We start from the raw sequence: 15,887 nt of genomic DNA, 5'->3' as shown, positions 1-15,887 counted from the left end.
ACTCTCCCTGCCTGCGCCCATCTCCTCATGGCAACCTGCCTTTTTGCAGATGCTGCGAATAGAATAAACCCCCCGCCCTTCCTCCTGCCACTGTGGGCAGTGGGGGGTGCCTATTTTTTGCCTCTCAAAACCCTAGCGGTTGTAGGTCTGGAGGTAAGGGCAACCCTGGCAGTTCTAGCTCCCGGCAGACCAGATTTTGCGGATGGGCAGGGTAAAGCCGGGCAGCACCTCTTCTCCCGACAAGGTTTCTGGGTTTTCCACCAGTTCCGGCACCTGTCCTGCCCGGTAGATCATCACTCGCTTGTCTAAAAGCCACCCCAGGCGGCAGCCGTTGTCCAGGTACTCCGGCATCTTGGCTTGGACTTGGAGCCAGGAACCGGCGGGCAAGAGAAAGTCGGGGCACAAGGGCAGGAATCTCCGGCGCGCCTCTGCCCCTTTTCCAGCGGGATCCAGGCCAGGTCAGGAGAGCGGTCGCTGCCCGAAGGCAGAGAAAAATCCAAGGCTTTGCCCCGGCCTAACTCGCGGTTCCAGACAAATTAAGTTGAGGTTGCCCATTTCACCGCTGGTCGGGGACACGACCCCTAGCTCTCTCTGGGCAGGGCGCTCCAGTTTCAGTTCCGGATTGGCTGCACAAAGCAGGACAAAACCCTCTCGCGTCAGAGTCATCAAAGGGCCGAGATTGAGCGTCAAGGCCGTCATGGTGGGAACTGGAGATGCGTAGGCAAAACTGGATTTCCAGGATGACCCCCTGCTGAGGTCTAAGCTCCTTAGTTTGATTCAACGCTTTCCAGGTTTTGAGGATAGGGGGAGGAGTCTCGCTCTCAAAGTTGGCCTGGAGTTGGGGAGGGATCCCTGCACCTCCTCCGTGTACCTGCCAAGCGCCATTTTCAAAGCCTTAAACCAGTTGAGGGCAGGCTCGTTAAAGAGGCCAGCGCCGCTTCGGCAGAGGATCCCTCTGCATCCCGATAGAGGTCTCGCACAGGGTATTGGCGGGATTCCCCTTCCGTAGAGCTTCTTGATTCCCTCTGCTAGCCCCAAGATACCTGCGTCACCTCACTCCCCTAGTACAGGCCAGTAGAGTAGCAAAGGAGTTAGCCCCGCCTACCTACCCAAGCCCCTCCTCTGGGCTAACGAGTAAATCAGCCTTCTGGAGAAGGTAGCGCACCTCTGCTTGCAGCTCTGGCCACTTGTAGGTAAGCAAATTGGGCTTGGGGATAAATAGCAGGTGATAGCCGGGCTTGAGGTGGGGACAGAGAGGCCGCAGAGCTTCCCGCAGCCGGCGCCGCAGCCGATTTCGCCGTACCGCCGATTTGTCCACCTTTTTGCTGACCGCCAGTCCCACCTGGCTAGGGATCCCTTCACCTCCTGCCGGCATTGGTTGAAACAGCAGGATCAATCCAGCAGTGGAACGCCGCTGGCCCGACTGGTAAAGCGCCTGAAACGCCCGCCGATCCCGCAAGCGATAAGGAGCAGGTAGCATGGTGGCGGATCCCAGCCCCAACTTTTGCTTGCGCCTCTGGCAGGGGAATTGGACGCCTCAGGAAGCAGCCAGACGATAACGCCCCTTGGCCCGCCGCCGCTTCAGGACTCGCCGCCCACCCGGCGTGCGCATTCTGGCTCGAAACCCAGAAACCCGAATGCGTCTGCGGTTAGTGCCACGAAGGGTACGCTGAGGCATGGTGAAAAACCAACTCCCAACTTCAACACAGCCTGCCGCAGCGGGCAGGGGGCAATTGAGTCCACTTACATACAGTCAGCGAAGGGCCATTCTAGCAAACTCAGGGGAAAATGGGTAGATTGGACACCCCACGCCAAGCAGTTAAATTGGGAATCCCGAGAGTGGAAGCCCTGCTGAGTGCTTTGTTCTCTCGGGGGTTGTGGTGTGTCGCTCTGGGCGTGTGGCGTGGACATCTCTCTAGAGCAGCTCTGGGATCAGGCTCTGGGCCATCTACAAGTGCAGCTCAGCCGGCCAACCTTTGAAGCTTGGATCAAGACAGCACGGCCTGAGTCGTTGGTGGGCAACCGCCTCACCATCTCCACTCCCAGCGAATGGGCACGGGGCTGGCTGCAGAAGCACTATGCCTCCACCATCACCGAAGTGGTGCAGCGGGTGGCGGGGATCCCTTTGCAGGTAGAGTTTTCCGTTGCTCCCCAAGCTTTGGTTGAGGAAGAGCCTCCTTCGACAGTTGAGAAGCCCAGCTCCCGCCGCCCTGGAGGCTTCCCTGATTCTGCTCTACGGGGGCTAGAGGCGAGCAGCAGCCTACCTATGCGAGCACCAGAGCTCAATCCCAAGTATTCCTTCTCGCAGTTTGTGGTTGGCCCCAACAACCGCATGGCCCATGCAGCAGCCCTGGCCGTAGCGGACAAGCCGGGGCGGGCCTATAACCCTCTGTTTCTCTGCGGTGGCGTAGGGCTAGGCAAAACTCACCTGATGCAGGCAATCGGCCACTACCAGCTAGAGGCCAATCCACGGGCTAAGGTCTTCTACGTCTCCACCGAGCGCTTTACCAATGATCTCATCGATGCCATCCGGCGAGACAGTATGCAGTCTTTCCGGGAGCAGTACCGAGATGTGGATATTCTGTTAGTAGACGACGTCCAATTTATCGAAGGCAAAGAGTATACCCAGGAGGAGTTTTTTCACACCTTTAATACTCTGCATGAATCGGGCAAACAGATTGTGCTAGCTGCTGACCGATCCCCTCACCTGATCCCGCGGCTCCAGGAGCGGCTTTGTTCTCGGTTTTCAATGGGCTTAATTGCAGAAATTCAGCCGCCCGATATTGAGACCCGCATGGCCATTCTCAAGAAAAAAGCTGAGTACGAGGGGATGAGCCTGCCGCCAGAGGTCATCGAATATATTGCCACCACCTACACCAGCAACATCCGCGAGCTGGAGGGTGCCCTCATCCGTGCCGTTGCTTACGTCTCCATTTCTGGTCTGCCGATGAGCGTGGAGACGATTCAGCCCATCCTCAACCCCCCCAGCGAACCCAAGGAGATTACTCCTGACATGATTGTTGATGTCGTCTGTGAGGAATTTGGCATTGACCGAGAGAGCTTATTGGGATCTTCCCGCAAGCGGGACATTAGCCATGCGCGGCAAATTGCCATGTTTTTGATGCGGCAGCACACCCGCCTCAGCTTACCCAAAATTGGCGATTACTTTGGTGGAAAAGACCACACTACCGTTCTCTATAGCTGCGAAAAAATTAGCCAGTTGCAGCGGGAGAACCTGCAACTTGAGCGGCAACTGCAAAACCTGTCCCAGCGGCTGCGGGTCATAGCCAACAGCCGAAACAGATAGTTATTGGCGCCGCTGGTCCGTCTTGAAGTGCTGTCGCTGCCCTGCCAAGAGCCTTGCTGTCTTTGGAAGCGGAAGCAGCTACAGTTATAAGGCGGGGCAGGCGGGGCTTGCAGGGGGGAACGGAAGTGGGCAGAGAGCTTTGTTGGGGTGTGTTGCTCCTTGGAGCTTGCCTGATGCCCAAGTGGCCAGCCTGGGCTGTGGAGGTGGATCTCCCGTCCCTCTCAGCTGCGTTGGGGCTGGAGGGTCAGATAGATAGCCCCGTGTTGCGCCGCTGGCTGCAAGACCCCCCCGATCTTTTGGAAGAAATCCGCAATACTCCCGTTTTGCCGACCCGTTTGCAAGTGGGTTTCGAGTCGGCTTCCGAGTGGCGAATTGGCTTGCAGGACCTGCGCTTGGGGGATCGCCTCACCCTCAGCGGCGACTACCGCCAATCTTTGGAAAATCCGGTCGTCCGCCAGTACGGCTCAGAGGTGCGTTACTTTCTTGCCCCTGTGGGATCCCGCTTTAATCTGGCTCCCCAGCTGGGCTACCGGGCTTGGGAGCAGGAGAACCGGCGCTTCAGGGGGGTGAGCTATGGGGTTTTTTTCGTTTTGGCCCTGGCTCCTGGAGCTGCCGACCTGACTGGCAGCTACAGTTGGGTGACCCCCCAGGAGTCGGAAGAGGGACAGGCCACTTTGGCAGAAATCACCGCTGCCTACGCCATCAGCCCTTCCTTTCGCCTGGCTGCCCGCTACAGCCTGCGCCACTCCACCTTGGCGCAGGAATCCAGCTTCGGCGCTGGCCTGGAGTGGATCCCTTAGCCCCGCACTGCCTGCACAAAAGCCACCCAACCAAAGCTGAGGTAGCGCTCCAATTGCAGCCCTGCCGTTTCCAGGTGCCGGCGCAGCTCGTCTGCCGAGAAAAAGCGGAGTCCAGTCGCCTCCAGCCAGCGCTGCACCACTTGCCCCCACCCTTGAACCTGCTGGCTGTGCATTGAGACAAACACCCCGCCAGGCCGCAAAATGCGGGCCACCTCCTGCAAACAGGGATCTAGCGGCACCTCGTTCAAGGTTGCCCCGCTAATCACCGCCCCAAAGGCCCCAGAGGCTAGGGGGAGCTGTTCCGCCCGCGCCCGCAGCAGGCTGTAGTGTTGCCAGTGGGGCTGGGCCTGTTGGGCTGCCTCTGCCAGGACCCCTGCCGCAGTGTCCAAGCCAATCACCGTCCGCTGCGGATCCCTGCTCAAAAGGAGGCGACTCCAGTACCCCCCGGCAGTGCCGAGATCCAAGATAGGATCCGCCTCGCCCACCAGTTCTGCCAGCAACTGGCCTTCCCGCTCGCTGCCAAAGCTCTCTCCCGACAACAGTGACAGGGCCCAGGGTCGCCAGAGTCGGTCGTAGGCCCAGGCAAAGCCGGGTAGATGGGCAATAGCTTGGGCGGGAGTAAGGGACAACTCGGGCGAGGTGGCTAGAAAATCCACCGCCCCGGAAGGCAGAATGGGGTAAACCTGGCCACAGCGGGGACAATAAACCCGATCCGCGCCAGAGCCTGGCTCCCGCGCCGGTGGTAGGCTTAGCCCTTCCTGACCGCAGCTTAGGCAGCGGTAGAGGCGAGCTGGCAGAGCAGACAGAAAAGAGCGCATGGGACAACCCAAACCTTGCCAAACAAAAGGGCAGCTGCCAGGTAGCACCCCCGACAACCACCCTCCTCTAAGCTCATCAATCCGGCAGGAAGAGGGGCTCCCTAGGCCGTCTTTGGGCTGGGCAAGCCGACCTTCTCGGGGATGGGAACGTATTCTGCCACAATGGCCCGAAACTCGTCCCCATCCAGGGTTTCCCGCTCCACCAAGGTGTCGGCCAGCCGGTCCAGCAGCGCCCGGTGCTCCAGCAAGATTTGCTTGGCCTTTTGGTAGCAGCTTTCCAGGATCTGCCGCACCTGCCGGTCAATCTTGGCGGCCACCTCCTCGGAGTATTCGACACGGTTCATCCAGCCGCCGCCCAAAAAGATCTCGTTGTTGGGGGAATCCCACATCAGCGGCCCCAACTCGGACATGCCAAAGCGGGTCACCATCTGCCGCACGAGGTTGGTGTTCTGCTGCAGGTCGTTGCTAGCTCCAGTGGTTACTTCGGAGTAGCCGAAGACAATCTCCTCAGCTGCCCGACCGCCAAAGCCCACCACCACCCGGTCCAACAGCCAGGCACGGCTGTACATGCCGGAGTCAATCTGCTCCTCGTTGGGCAGTTGCTGCGCAAAGCCGCCAGCACCCCCGGAACGGGGGATGATCGTTACCTTGTTCAGGGGATCCGCATGGGGCAAGAGGGTCATCAACAGGGCATGGCCGCACTCGTGGTAGGCAATCAGGCGCTTGCTCTTGCCATCCAACAGCGGCGGCTTGGTCAAGCCGATAGTGATGCGGTCAAGGGCATCGTCAATGTCCTGGTTGGTAATGGCCTTGTGTTGGCGGCGGGCTGCCAGGATGGCCGCCTCGTTGAGCAGGTTGGCCAAATCGGCACCAGCAAAGCCAGGGGTACGGCGGGCAATGGCCTCCAGGCTAACCTCCTCGGCTAGCTTTTTGTTGCGGGCATGGACGCGCAGGATCTCGTAGCGGCCCTTAAAGCTAGGCCGATCTACCGTAATCTGGCGGTCAAAGCGCCCCGGCCGCAAAAGCGCCGCATCCAAGACATCAGGGCGGTTGGTTGCAGCAATAACGATCACGCCGGAGTTACCCTCAAACCCATCCATTTCCGTAAGCAACTGGTTCAGGGTTTGCTCGCGCTCGTCGTTGCCTCCACCAATGCCAGCTCCCCGCTGCCGGCCCACCGCGTCAATCTCGTCGATAAAGACAATGCAGGGGGCATTCTCCTTGGCCTTCCGAAAAAGATCCCGCACCCGCGAAGCCCCCACACCCACAAACATCTCCACAAACTCAGAGCCGGACAGGCTAAAGAAGGGCACACCTGCCTCGCCAGCAATGGCCTTGGCTAGAAGCGTTTTGCCCGTCCCCGGCGGCCCCACCAACAACACGCCTTTGGGGATCTTTGCCCCCACGGCGGTGAAGCGCTCTGGCTTCTTCAGGAAGGTCACCACCTCCTGCAACTCTTCCTTGGCCTCATCAATCCCGGCTACGTCGTCGAAGGTGACACCAGTTTTGGCTTCCATTTGGAAGCGGGCCCGCGACTTGCCAAAGTTGATGGCTTGTCCAGGGCCACCTACTCCTCCGCTGGCACGGCGTAGGAGCAGGAACAGGCCCCCCAAAAGCATCAAGGGGATCACTAAGTTGCCGAGAAGGGCCCAGAAGGCGCTGCCATCGCGGCTGGGCACTACAGTTACCTCGACCCCCTGCTCGGTGAGGCGCTCTACCAGTTGCGGCACAGTGGTGGGCAGTAGGTTGACCCGATAGCGGGTGGAGCGCTGCGTCTGGGGATCAACAGCCGTAACTTCCGCTACCAGGTTGTTGTCTAGAAGGCGCACGTCGGTAACGCGCCCCTCCTCGACGTAGCGCAAGAAGCGGTCGTAGGTAAGGGCAGAGGCCAGGGCCGCATGGGCAGGAGCCAGGCTGGATCCCTGCCAGAGACAGAAGCCCAGCATGAGAGCAATCAACCAGCGCTGGGGGGAAAGAGGCTTGTTCATAGGGAAGAAAAACACCCCCTCATTAAAAGTCCTTTAACAAAGTTAACCTCTTGCTCCTGCAAGGCACAACCCCGCAGCAGCAGGAGAAGTTCAGGGATCCGCTCCTTCCCGCCAGCAAGTGCCTAGGCTGACCTAGGGAGACCATAGACACGCCGCCACATGGCGTCAGCCAGAGCGGCGGGCATTAGCCGCATCAGCCCCAGAGCCAACTTACCGCCTGGAAAAGCAGTGTAGCGGTCGGAAGGATGAGGGTCGGTCATGGCCCGCAGGATTGGCTCTACCACTTTTTCCACCGGCCAGGCCATTTTGTTAAATGAGCTAGCCAGCTCGGCCGCCTTGTCCAAGATGGCCTTGTAGGGGCCGTTGGGATTGACAACGGCAGCAAAGGTTGCTTCGGCCACGCGGCCAAACTCAGTGGCCACCGGCCCTGGCTCGATCACAATAACCTTAATACCGAAGGGGGCCACTTCCACCCGCAAGGCATCGCTAAGGGCTTCCACCGCAAACTTGGTGGCGTTGTAGACACCGCTAAAAGGCATCGAGAGCTGGCCAGCTACGGAGCTAAGGTTGAGGATGCGGCCGCTGCCCCGTTCCCGCATCTGGGGCAAGAGGGCGCGGGTGAGGGCATGCGGGCCAAACACGTTGACCTCGAACTGGCGCCGCATTGCCACCACATCCACCTCTTCCACCGGTCCCATCTGACCGTAGCCGGCATTGTTGACTAGGATGTCCACCCGCCCAAAGTGCTCTAGAGCCTTTTGGGCCAGCGCCTCTACCTGGGCCGTGTCGGCCATGTCGGTGGGCACTGCCAGCACCTCTACTCCCTGCTTCTGGGCCAGGTCTTTGACCTCCTGCAGCAGCTGCTCGCGGCGGGCTGCCAGCACCAGGTGAGCGCCGCGTTTGGCCGCTTCCAGGGCGACGGCCTTCCCAATTCCGGCAGAAGCACCAGTAATCAACACCACCTGATTGGCCAGTGAAGGCATGGCTCTCCTCTCTGCAAACTTTCTTCATCCTAGAGGGACTTCCGGGATCCCTGGCGAGGTTGCAATTGAGAACCTAATAGGCTCGACCTCAGGATTACGCCTGCGGAGATTCCTCCGGCAGGGCTAGACAGCCGGCTAGGGAGGGGTCGCTAAAGCAGGAAGAAAGCAGCGAGACAGGCAAAAGCTTGCTTTTGTCCAGTGTTGTCCAAGTCTTTCAGAGCGGTTGAGAAACTGAGGGAGGGCCCAAAAAGCAGTATGATTGGAAAAGTTAGCAAGCCCCAGGTTGGAGGATGCCCTTGCCCAAAAGACAGGGGAAAGTGACTTTGAGATACTTTGGCCGGCGAGTTCCTGGGAGTCGGTCCTGGCTAGAGCAGGAGCGCTGGGCTCTTGTGGAGGCCCGCCTAGAGCGATTGCTTAGGGCAGCTGAAGCCAACCTGCAGGCCAACACCGAGTTGCGCCAACAGCAGGAAGAGCAGCAGCGCCAACTGGAGGCCGAGCGCCGCCAAAGTGAAGCGCTGCGTAACTCAACAGCTGACTTGCGCATCAGCGTCATGGAGCTGCGGGGGGGGCAGGCCTTTTGGCAAAGCCAGGTGGACGAGCTGCGCGCCTGCTTGCGGGAGCTCCTCAAAGAACACGCTGAGCTGGTGCAGATCATCGCTCAGCAGCAACACATCCTCAAGGATTGCAAAGAAGTCATTCGCGCCATTCTGGAACAAATGCAGGAGGACCAGCGCGACTTCCGCTCTGCCCTCAACATCTTGCTGGAGGAACTGCACCAAACTGTGCGCTGCTTGGTCCTCAAGTCAGGCGGCACTCTTCCCAAGCCTGTCCGCCACCCCGAGGCGCCGCCAGCGGATCCCGGCCTTAAGCCGGCTGATTCTGCCTCGCTGGGGAATGGCTTGCTGTCCTAGCGTCCGGACTGCTGCCTTCCCCCAAAGCTGTCTGCGGAGCTATTCAATCTTGCCCTGCGGCCGAAACAGGCGCAAGTCCAAGGGGATCCCTCTGGCAGCGGGATTGCGGCGGAGGAGAGCTCGGTAAGCAGAGCAACTTGCAGAGAGGAGTGCCCTGCCAGGTTGGGGACCAGGCCTACTTTGTCGGGAGGGGGAAAGGCTGCGGTGCCTGCCTTGCCCTGCTCCAGGGCTGGGATCTGGCCCAGAAGCAGCCCCTAAATCAGGACCCCGCGGGGGCAGCGGCGCCATCCCCAGGAGGTTATGCAGGGCCGGTGTGCCCATAGCTTTCAACCCAGGGGTAGGATCGGCTCTGCCGCTAAGCGCAGCACTCGCCTGCTGGCGAGGACAACGTCACCGTCCTGCAGCTTGGGATCGGAAGGGCTGCCCAGCTCAGCTCGTCGATCCCCGTTGGCTGAGCCCTGCCAAGCTTGCCTCTTCGGGATCGAGGCCCAAGGGGAAGGTGGCAACAAGGGTACCCCCCGCGATCCCTTCGAGGGGCAGAGTGAAAGCTTTGCCGCAGTGACCAGCACCTCTTCGCCCCCTTTCCCCTGCGCTGGGTTGCTACGGGAGCAACGGCTAGGCAAGGGGCCTTGCAGCTAGCTTCGCCCCCACGGACTAAGCCTGTTCTGCCTCCAGCTCCGTCTTAGAAAGAATCTGGGTCCGCCGCGGATCCCCGAAGGTTTTCTTCAAGTGGCGCAGCTCTTTCTTCAAGTACTTCAGGAGCTTGCGGCGGTCACTCAGTAGCTCCTGCAATTCTTCGATGCGGGCCTGCAACTGCGCCTGCTCCTGCTGCAGCCGTTCCCGCTCCAAGGCTGTCAGGCGGCGTAGGGGCATGGCTAAGATTGTCTCCGCCTGCTGGGGGGTGCAACCCAAGCGGGCCTGCAGTTGGGCTTTGGCTGTGGGGCCATCGGGGGCTTGCTGCAGCAAGTTGATCACCCCTTCCAGATCAGCTAGGGCCAGCACCATCCCCGCCACCTCTTCCGCCTTGCGCTGTAGCTGCTGCAGTTCGGTGCGAAACATCCGGCTGAGAGTAGCTTCGCGGAAGTGCAAAAAATGCTGCAAGAGCTGCTTTAGGTTCAGCTGCTGCGGTTTTCCATCCACCAGGGCCAGCAGGATTACCCCGAAGTTGCTCTGCAGAGGGGTCAGCTTGTACAACTGCTGCAAAACCGCCTGAGGATTGGCCTCTCGCTTGAGCTCCACCACCACTCGAAGGCCGCTGCGATCCGATTCATCCCGCAGGTCGGCAATGCCGCTGAGACGGTTTTGGGCAACCAGCTCCGCCACTTTCTCGATCCAGGCAGCTTTGTTCACCTGGTAAGGGAACTCGGTGACCACTAGAGCAGGCCGCCGGTGGCGTCCTTTGCCCTGCTGGATCTCCTCAAAACGGGCCACCCCCCGCAGCGTAATGGAGCCGCGGCCAGTGAGATAGGCTTCTCGGATCCCCTGGCTATCAACAATCTGGCCACCAGTGGGAAAGTCCGGCCCCGGGATCCAGCGCAACAGCTCCTCTGGGCTGAGATTGGGATGGTCAATTAAAGCCAGCAGGCCGTCCACCACTTCTCCTAGGTTATGGGGCGGGATGCTGGTAGCCATGCCCACAGCAATCCCAGAAGCGCCGTTGAGGAGCAAGACAGGCAGGCGAGCTGGCAGAACAGTTGGCTCGAGGTGGGATCCGTCGAAATTGGCAATAAAATCGACAACCTCCTCCGACACCTGCTCTAGAAGTACTCTGTGGCTCAGTGCCGACAGCCGGCACTCGGTGTAGCGCATGGCCGCTGGCGGGTCGTCTAGCGAGCCGAAGTTGCCGTGTCCCGCCACCAGAGGATAGCGGCTGGAAAAATCTTGCGCCATGCGCACCAGCGCATCATAAACTGCCTGATCCCCGTGGGGATGGTACTTCCCCAGCACGTCCCCCACCACCCGCGCACATTTGCGGTAGGGGCGATCCGGCGTCAGGCCCAGCTCGTGCATGGCGTAGAGGATGCGGCGCTGGACTGGCTTGAGGCCATCCCGTACATCCGGCAAGGCCCGCCCCACGATTACGCTCATGGCGTATTCCAGGTAGGAGCGCTGCATCTCCTCCCGCAAATCCGTTGCAATCACCCGCCCTCGACGGGATCCCCCTCCTTCAAAAGGGAGTTGCTGAGTCATGGCACAGCGGAGTGAAACCCTTTCTATAGCGCTAGTCAGCTTTGCCTATGTAGCCAACTCTAGCGCTGTTCCGTTCACCTATGCCCCCCAGAGCCACTTTCTAAACCCGCCCTGCAAGGGCAAAGTTTGCCTTGGGTGCTAATCTGGATCCTTAAGAATTGGCCTCTGGATGGCAAGCTCTAACTGGAGCAGCAGAGCTATGCAGCCCAAAACCCTGGCGTTTGCCCTGCAATTGATGGGGGCTGCTGCTGCTATTAGTGTTGCAATCAAATACGGTGGCCCCTACCTGGCCTTGCCGAAGACGATGCCGGTGATTGTGGCTATGATTGCCTCTCCTGCTTTGGTTATGGCTGCCCTCCTGTGGCACTGGCAACAGCAGTCTTCCCTCTCCCTAACCCCTACCCAAGACGTTCAGGAGCCGCCGCCAACTGCAGAGCTTGAAAACTCAGACTAGCCCTCCCTCGGCCCTAGGAGCTCCAGTTGAGGCCACGCTGAAAGCTTAGGCAGAAGCTGGGGGAGCGAGGGGGGCTGGTTCCCTACTGCTGGGTAAGGCGCAGGGTTACCGTTGGGCTGGTTTGGTTGCCAGAAGTAGCCGTGAGGTTTACCTGATACACCGTGCCAGCAGCGGGAATGGGGGGCCGAACGGTGATGGTAAAACGGCCCTGCCCATCTGCCTGGACAGTTTGGTTCATCACAGTCTGCTGAGCGGTGAGGATGCCCCCCAGCGAAGTCGAAGCCGTTACTGTTACCCGCACCGAAGCATTGGGAGCCGTGGTACCCTGCAGCGTAAACGAAGAACCGGCAACCCGATCCCCATCCCGCAGGTTGGTAATCTGGGGCAGCAGGCTGGAGGGAACCTCTTGGGGGGTGAGTCGCTGGATGCCAGCGGTAGCTCCTTCAACCAGCCGAACTGGCTGTTCCGCGGTCATAAAGCGCACCTGGCCGCCGTTTTCCAGGCGAGCGATGACGATCCCTTCGCGGGTGGCATCTTTTGGCTCGATCAAGGCGTTGACCACATAGGTGCCACTGGCAACTTCCTGGGCTTGTAGAGTTTGCACCTGCCGTCCGTCCTGAACCAGGTAAACGGTTACTCGGCTGGAGGGAGTGCCCTTAACGGTTACCAACAGGATCTCGCCCGCCGCCAAGGGGCGATTACCGGCGTTGTGATCCACCAGGTCAATAGAGGCGCGGACGGGGCTACCCACGGTGAAGCTCCAGGTAACGCGGCGGGTCACCCCTTGCGTATTGGTGAACTCCAGCAGGACTTCCCGACGTCCCGGCGGCAGCGGTTGCAAGGGACGGTAGGTGAAGAAATCCCGGGTAATCACCGACTCGGCAGTTACATCTTTGCCGTCTAGAAAAACCCGCACTGTTTCTGGGCGCACGCTGACCCCATCTTGGCTGCGAAAAGAAGCCGAGATGGGCGAGGTGGGCTCCACATTAGTGGCCGCTTGAGCTGGGCTGGGATCCGTAATTTGCTGAGCCTTTGCCGGAAGGCCCGACAGCCCCACAACCGCAGCGCCAATCACCAGGGCACGGGGAAACCAAGAAGACAAGCTATCGCCCATGAGACACTTAAGCTGGATTACAGGTGAGTCGCCCAGAGGCAGAGCAAAGTCTGCGAGACCCTCGATCTAGACATCCTGTTTGCATCTTGTCACAGGGGTCAATTGCTGTCGATACGCCTGCACCTCTGATTGGCTCTCCTATAGACCCAATTCCAGTGCCAGATTTGAGTAAGGTTAACTACCATCTAACGTGTAGAAGGCGGCGGCCACTTTGCCAAGGTGAGAAAGCAGCCGCGAGAGCCCCAAGGCTACATTTTGCCGGTTCAAGCTGTCATCAATTCACGAAAATAGCGCCTGTCTTTTGCAGATCTAGGCAATGGTCGCCAGAGACATCGTTGACCCGGCGCACCTCTACGGTGATGACATTCAACGGATCCACGCTCACCCGGTAGCCCACGGGAGACAACATCGGCGTGTTGATGGCCATGCAATTGGGGATGGGTAGATTGCCTAGGCGCAGCGTTTCTCCCGGCGGAAGTTCCGACACCTTCTGCCGCGGATCCGTAAAGCCATATTCCAGAGGCAGACCAGTGCGATTGTGGATCACCAGCTCGGCAGGCAGGTTGGGGTTGAAGCGGGCCACCGGCTGGTCAAAGACCGATTGGTCCACCCCCACTGGCAGGCGCGGTAGCGGCACTGTTTGAAAGGCAGGCTGAGCGACGGCCCGGTGTCCACCTACCCAGACTGACAGAGCGGCCATGATCCAGCCAATTCTCTTGCTTTGTTTTGTGGGTCTCATGCTTCTGTCTCGGAATGGGGGATGCCCTTCCTCGCCTGCTTGTATTGTTCCCAAAAAGGGCCGGCCAGACCAGATGGCCGCTGTTTTTTCAAGGGTACGCCTCAACAAGGGGGTTGCGGGTGAGTCTGCACTGTTTTGCTGGTCCTGCTGCTCAAGTTGTCAGCCTTTCCACCAGGCAGCAAAAAACCCAGCAGAGAAGGGATCCCTGCTGGGCTCAGGCCGGAGAAGCCAAAACCTTAGCTTAGGAGCCGGCGGGCAGTATTGAGCACATTCTCCACCGTGAAGCCAAACTTCTCCATGCACACAGGGCCGGGGGCGGAGGCGCCAAAGCGGTCAATGCCAATAGCTACCCCTTCAAAGCCCAGGTACTTGTGCCAGCCAAAGGTAGAGCCGGCCTCGACGGAGATGCGCTTGGTAACGTTGGGAGGCAAGACAGAGTCGCGGTAGCTCTGGGGCTGGGCCTCAAACAGCTCCATGCAGGGCATGGAGACCACCCGTACCGCCCGACCTTCCTGGCGCAGTTGGGCTGCAGCCTTGACTGCCAGCTCCAGCTCCGAGCCGGTGGCAATCAAGATAAGCTCCGGGTTGGGGGCATCCACCACCACATAGGCTCCCTTGGCCACTCCCTCAATGGAGGTGCCTTCCACGGGGTTGACCGCCTGCCGGGTAAACACCAGCACCGAAGGGGTGGATGTAGACTCGAGGGCTACTTGGTAAGCTCCCACCGTCTCGCGAGCATCAGCGGGGCGGATGACGTAGAGGTTGGGAATAGCTCGCAGGGAGGCCAACGTCTCAATGGGCTGGTGGGTGGGACCGTCTTCTCCCAGAGCCACTGAGTCGTGGGTCATGATGTGCAACACCCGTGCCCGCGAGAGGGCCGACAGCCGGATGGCCGGCCGCATGTAGTCGCTGAAAACTAGGAAGGTGGCGTCGTAGGGGATGAGGCCGCCGTGCAGAGCCATGCCGTTGGCAATGGCCCCCATGGCGTGTTCCCGGACTCCAAAGCGGAAGTTGCGCCCATGGTAGGAGCCGGCTTGAAACTCTGGGATCCCCTTCAAGTAAGTCATGTTGGAGTGGGCTAGATCGGCGGATCCGCCCAGTAGCTCAGGCACCACCTTGGCTAGAGCGTTGAGGCAAAGCTTGGAGAGATTGCGGGTGGATTCCCTGCCGGTTTCAGCAATTGGGGCGAGAGCTTCTTTCCAACCCACAGGCAGTTCCCCCGCCATGATCCGTTTAAACTCAGCAGCCTCCTGCGGGTAAGCCTTCTCGTAGGCAGCAAAGCGCTCGTTCCACTCGGCCTCAGCCTTGGCCCCTTTTTCAATGGCTTGGCGGAAATGGGCCAACACTTCGTCGGGGATGTAGAACTCCGGCTCCAGCGGCCAACCCAGATTTTGTTTAGTGAGCTTCACCTCTTCCGGTCCCAGCGGTGCCCCGTGGACGCTCTCGGTGCCCGCTTTGTTGGGGGAGCCGTAGCCAATAGTGGTCTCGACAATGATTAAGGAAGGCTTGTCGGTAACTTCCTTAGCTTTCTGGATAGCGGCGGCAATCCCCTTCAGGTCGTGGTTGCCATCCTCTACTTTTTGCACATGCCACCCGTAGGCCTCGTAGCGTTTGCCCACATCTTCGGTAAAGGTAATTTCCGTTTTGCCATCGATGGAGATGTGGTTGCTGTCGTAGAGCATGATGAGCTTGCCCAGCTTGAGGTGGCCAGCCAGAGAGGCTGCTTCCGAGGCCACCCCCTCCATGTTGCAACCGTCACCCAAGATTACGTAGGTATAGTGGTCAACAATTGTGTGGCCGGGCTTGTTGAAGCGGGCGGCTAGGTGGGCTTCAGCAATGGCCAGGCCCACGGCATTGGCCACTCCCTGCCCTAGGGGGCCAGTGGTTACTTCCACACCAGGAGTTTCAAAGTTTTCCGGGTGGCCAGGGGTTTTGGACCCCCACTGGCGAAACTGCTTGAGGTCTTCAAGACTAAGGTCAAAGCCAGTCAGGTGTAGCAGAGCATACTGCAGCATGCAGCCATGGCCTGCCGAGAGGACAAAGCGATCCCGATCCACCCACTTGGGGTTGCGGGGGTTGAACTTGAGGAAATGCTGCCAAAGCACATAGGCCATGGGTGCTGCCCCCATCGGCAGGCCAGGGTGGCCGGAGTTGGCCTTCTGAACAGCATCCACCGCCAAAAAACGAATGGTGTTGATGGCAAGTTGTTCTAGAGAGGGAGGAGCAGCAACAACCATGTGGGATCCCTATCGCTCAACATTCGCTTTTCAGTATGAGTATGCCTTGACACTCCTGCTGACTAGGTTCGGGGGACTCTTGCACAGACCCAAAACAGGCTCGTAAAGGGGCTGTCAAACTGCCCCTAGACTTCCTTTAGGCAAGCTGGGCCGCTTTCGCGGCCGCGTCAGCAGGAAGAAGTCTTTGGTTCGGTAGCAACAACCCTAGTCTAGTATAAGTTGGCCCCTAAAGTTGCTTGGGGGCTTTTCTGCCCCGCCTCGTATGTTCTCCTGACGCGGACAGGAGGAGGACCAAGTCGTTTCCAGAGGTTTTGGCTCTTGCAAGGCGCTGGGAGCAGCGAGGTCG

At 59.6% G+C, this 15,887-nt stretch carries 13 protein-coding genes and 1 pseudogene; 4 read left to right on the top strand and 10 right to left on the bottom strand.

Features of this window, described 5'->3' with window-relative positions:
* Positions 1-174 precede the first annotated feature (174 nt).
* The 3 genes from NW822_RS07300 to rpmH all read right to left on the bottom strand — a co-directional run bounded on the left by NW822_RS07300 (position 175) and on the right by rpmH (position 1,678).
* Positions 175-387 (bottom strand): Uma2 family endonuclease, encoded by a 213-nt coding sequence (locus tag NW822_RS07300; protein ID WP_414404010.1) that lies wholly within the window; start codon positions 385-387, stop codon positions 175-177.
* Between the two features lie 718 nt (positions 388-1,105).
* Entirely contained in the window at positions 1,106-1,480 is a 375-nt protein-coding gene (gene rnpA, locus NW822_RS07295) for a ribonuclease P protein component (RefSeq protein WP_414404009.1), read from the bottom strand.
* A 57-nt stretch (positions 1,481-1,537) separates the two neighbouring features.
* Positions 1,538-1,678 (bottom strand): 50S ribosomal protein L34, encoded by a 141-nt coding sequence (gene rpmH, locus NW822_RS07290; protein WP_414359708.1) that lies wholly within the window; start codon positions 1,676-1,678, stop codon positions 1,538-1,540.
* Positions 1,679-1,903: 225 nt separating this feature from the next.
* Between rpmH and dnaA the strand changes: the two genes are divergently transcribed.
* Positions 1,904-3,307: a chromosomal replication initiator protein DnaA gene (gene dnaA / locus NW822_RS07285; protein WP_414360066.1), complete on the top strand. Its 1,404-nt coding sequence runs from the start codon at positions 1,904-1,906 to the stop codon at positions 3,305-3,307.
* Between the two features lie 173 nt (positions 3,308-3,480).
* A complete protein-coding gene (locus tag NW822_RS07280; protein ID WP_414404008.1) occupies positions 3,481-4,107 on the top strand; it encodes a hypothetical protein in 627 nt (208 codons plus the stop codon).
* Here NW822_RS07280 and NW822_RS07275 read toward each other — a convergent pair.
* From NW822_RS07275 to NW822_RS07265, 3 genes are all read right to left on the bottom strand, one after another.
* Entirely contained in the window at positions 4,104-4,925 is an 822-nt protein-coding gene (locus tag NW822_RS07275; RefSeq protein ID WP_414404007.1) for a class I SAM-dependent methyltransferase, read from the bottom strand. The two genes, NW822_RS07280 and NW822_RS07275, sit on opposite strands and share 4 nt — an antisense overlap.
* 101 nt (positions 4,926-5,026) lie before the next feature.
* Entirely contained in the window at positions 5,027-6,913 is a 1,887-nt protein-coding gene (gene ftsH / locus NW822_RS07270) for an ATP-dependent zinc metalloprotease FtsH (protein ID WP_414404006.1), read from the bottom strand.
* 122 nt (positions 6,914-7,035) lie between these two features.
* A complete protein-coding gene (locus tag NW822_RS07265) occupies positions 7,036-7,896 on the bottom strand; it encodes an SDR family NAD(P)-dependent oxidoreductase (protein WP_414404005.1) in 861 nt (286 codons plus the stop codon).
* 389 nt (positions 7,897-8,285) lie between these two features.
* Between NW822_RS07265 and NW822_RS07260 the strand changes: the two genes are divergently transcribed.
* Positions 8,286-8,807 (top strand): hypothetical protein, encoded by a 522-nt coding sequence (locus tag NW822_RS07260; RefSeq protein ID WP_414404004.1) that lies wholly within the window; start codon positions 8,286-8,288, stop codon positions 8,805-8,807.
* A 687-nt stretch (positions 8,808-9,494) separates the two neighbouring features.
* Here the strand turns inward: NW822_RS07260 and NW822_RS07255 are convergent.
* A pseudogene (locus NW822_RS07255) lies at positions 9,495-10,997 on the bottom strand (DNA gyrase/topoisomerase IV subunit A); the annotation flags it as partial.
* 199 nt (positions 10,998-11,196) lie between these two features.
* Here NW822_RS07255 and NW822_RS07250 point away from each other — a divergent pair.
* Positions 11,197-11,451, top strand: a complete 255-nt coding sequence (locus NW822_RS07250; RefSeq protein WP_414359695.1) for a hypothetical protein — start codon at positions 11,197-11,199, stop codon at positions 11,449-11,451.
* An 82-nt stretch (positions 11,452-11,533) separates the two neighbouring features.
* Here NW822_RS07250 and NW822_RS07245 read toward each other — a convergent pair whose 3' ends face one another.
* From NW822_RS07245 to tkt, 3 genes are all read right to left on the bottom strand, one after another.
* Positions 11,534-12,565: a hypothetical protein gene (locus NW822_RS07245; protein ID WP_414404003.1), complete on the bottom strand. Its 1,032-nt coding sequence runs from the start codon at positions 12,563-12,565 to the stop codon at positions 11,534-11,536.
* A 274-nt stretch (positions 12,566-12,839) separates the two neighbouring features.
* A complete protein-coding gene (locus NW822_RS07240; RefSeq protein WP_414359692.1) occupies positions 12,840-13,265 on the bottom strand; it encodes a hypothetical protein in 426 nt (141 codons plus the stop codon).
* Between the two features lie 275 nt (positions 13,266-13,540).
* Positions 13,541-15,541, bottom strand: coding sequence for a transketolase (tkt, locus tag NW822_RS07235; RefSeq protein ID WP_414404002.1), 2,001 nt, complete (start codon positions 15,539-15,541; stop codon positions 13,541-13,543).
* Between the last annotated feature and the right edge of the window lie 346 nt (positions 15,542-15,887).

The organism is Synechococcus sp. H70.2, from assembly GCF_047462275.1.
Classification (GTDB): domain Bacteria; phylum Cyanobacteriota; class Cyanobacteriia; order Thermostichales; family Thermostichaceae; genus Thermostichus.
Note: the sequence above shows the minus strand (reverse complement) of the source record. Positions and strands in the feature narration are given on the sequence as shown.

Excerpts from the sequence above, each read along its gene's own strand:
- NW822_RS07280 (WP_414404008.1), top strand. The coding sequence starts at position 3,481 with ATGCCCAAGTGGCCAGCCTGGGCTGTGGAGGTGGATCTCCCGTCCCTC.
- ftsH (WP_414404006.1), bottom strand. The coding sequence starts at position 6,913 with ATGAACAAGCCTCTTTCCCCCCAGCGCTGGTTGATTGCTCTCATGCTG.
- rpmH (WP_414359708.1), bottom strand. The coding sequence starts at position 1,678 with ATGCCTCAGCGTACCCTTCGTGGCACTAACCGCAGACGCATTCGGGTT.
- NW822_RS07265 (WP_414404005.1), bottom strand. The coding sequence starts at position 7,896 with ATGCCTTCACTGGCCAATCAGGTGGTGTTGATTACTGGTGCTTCTGCC.
- NW822_RS07275 (WP_414404007.1), bottom strand. The coding sequence starts at position 4,925 with ATGCGCTCTTTTCTGTCTGCTCTGCCAGCTCGCCTCTACCGCTGCCTA.
- NW822_RS07250 (WP_414359695.1), top strand. The coding sequence starts at position 11,197 with ATGCAGCCCAAAACCCTGGCGTTTGCCCTGCAATTGATGGGGGCTGCT.
- tkt (WP_414404002.1), bottom strand. The coding sequence starts at position 15,541 with ATGGTTGTTGCTGCTCCTCCCTCTCTAGAACAACTTGCCATCAACACC.
- NW822_RS07245 (WP_414404003.1), bottom strand. The coding sequence starts at position 12,565 with ATGGGCGATAGCTTGTCTTCTTGGTTTCCCCGTGCCCTGGTGATTGGC.
- rnpA (WP_414404009.1), bottom strand. The coding sequence starts at position 1,480 with ATGCTACCTGCTCCTTATCGCTTGCGGGATCGGCGGGCGTTTCAGGCG.
- NW822_RS07240 (WP_414359692.1), bottom strand. The coding sequence starts at position 13,265 with ATGGCCGCTCTGTCAGTCTGGGTAGGTGGACACCGGGCCGTCGCTCAG.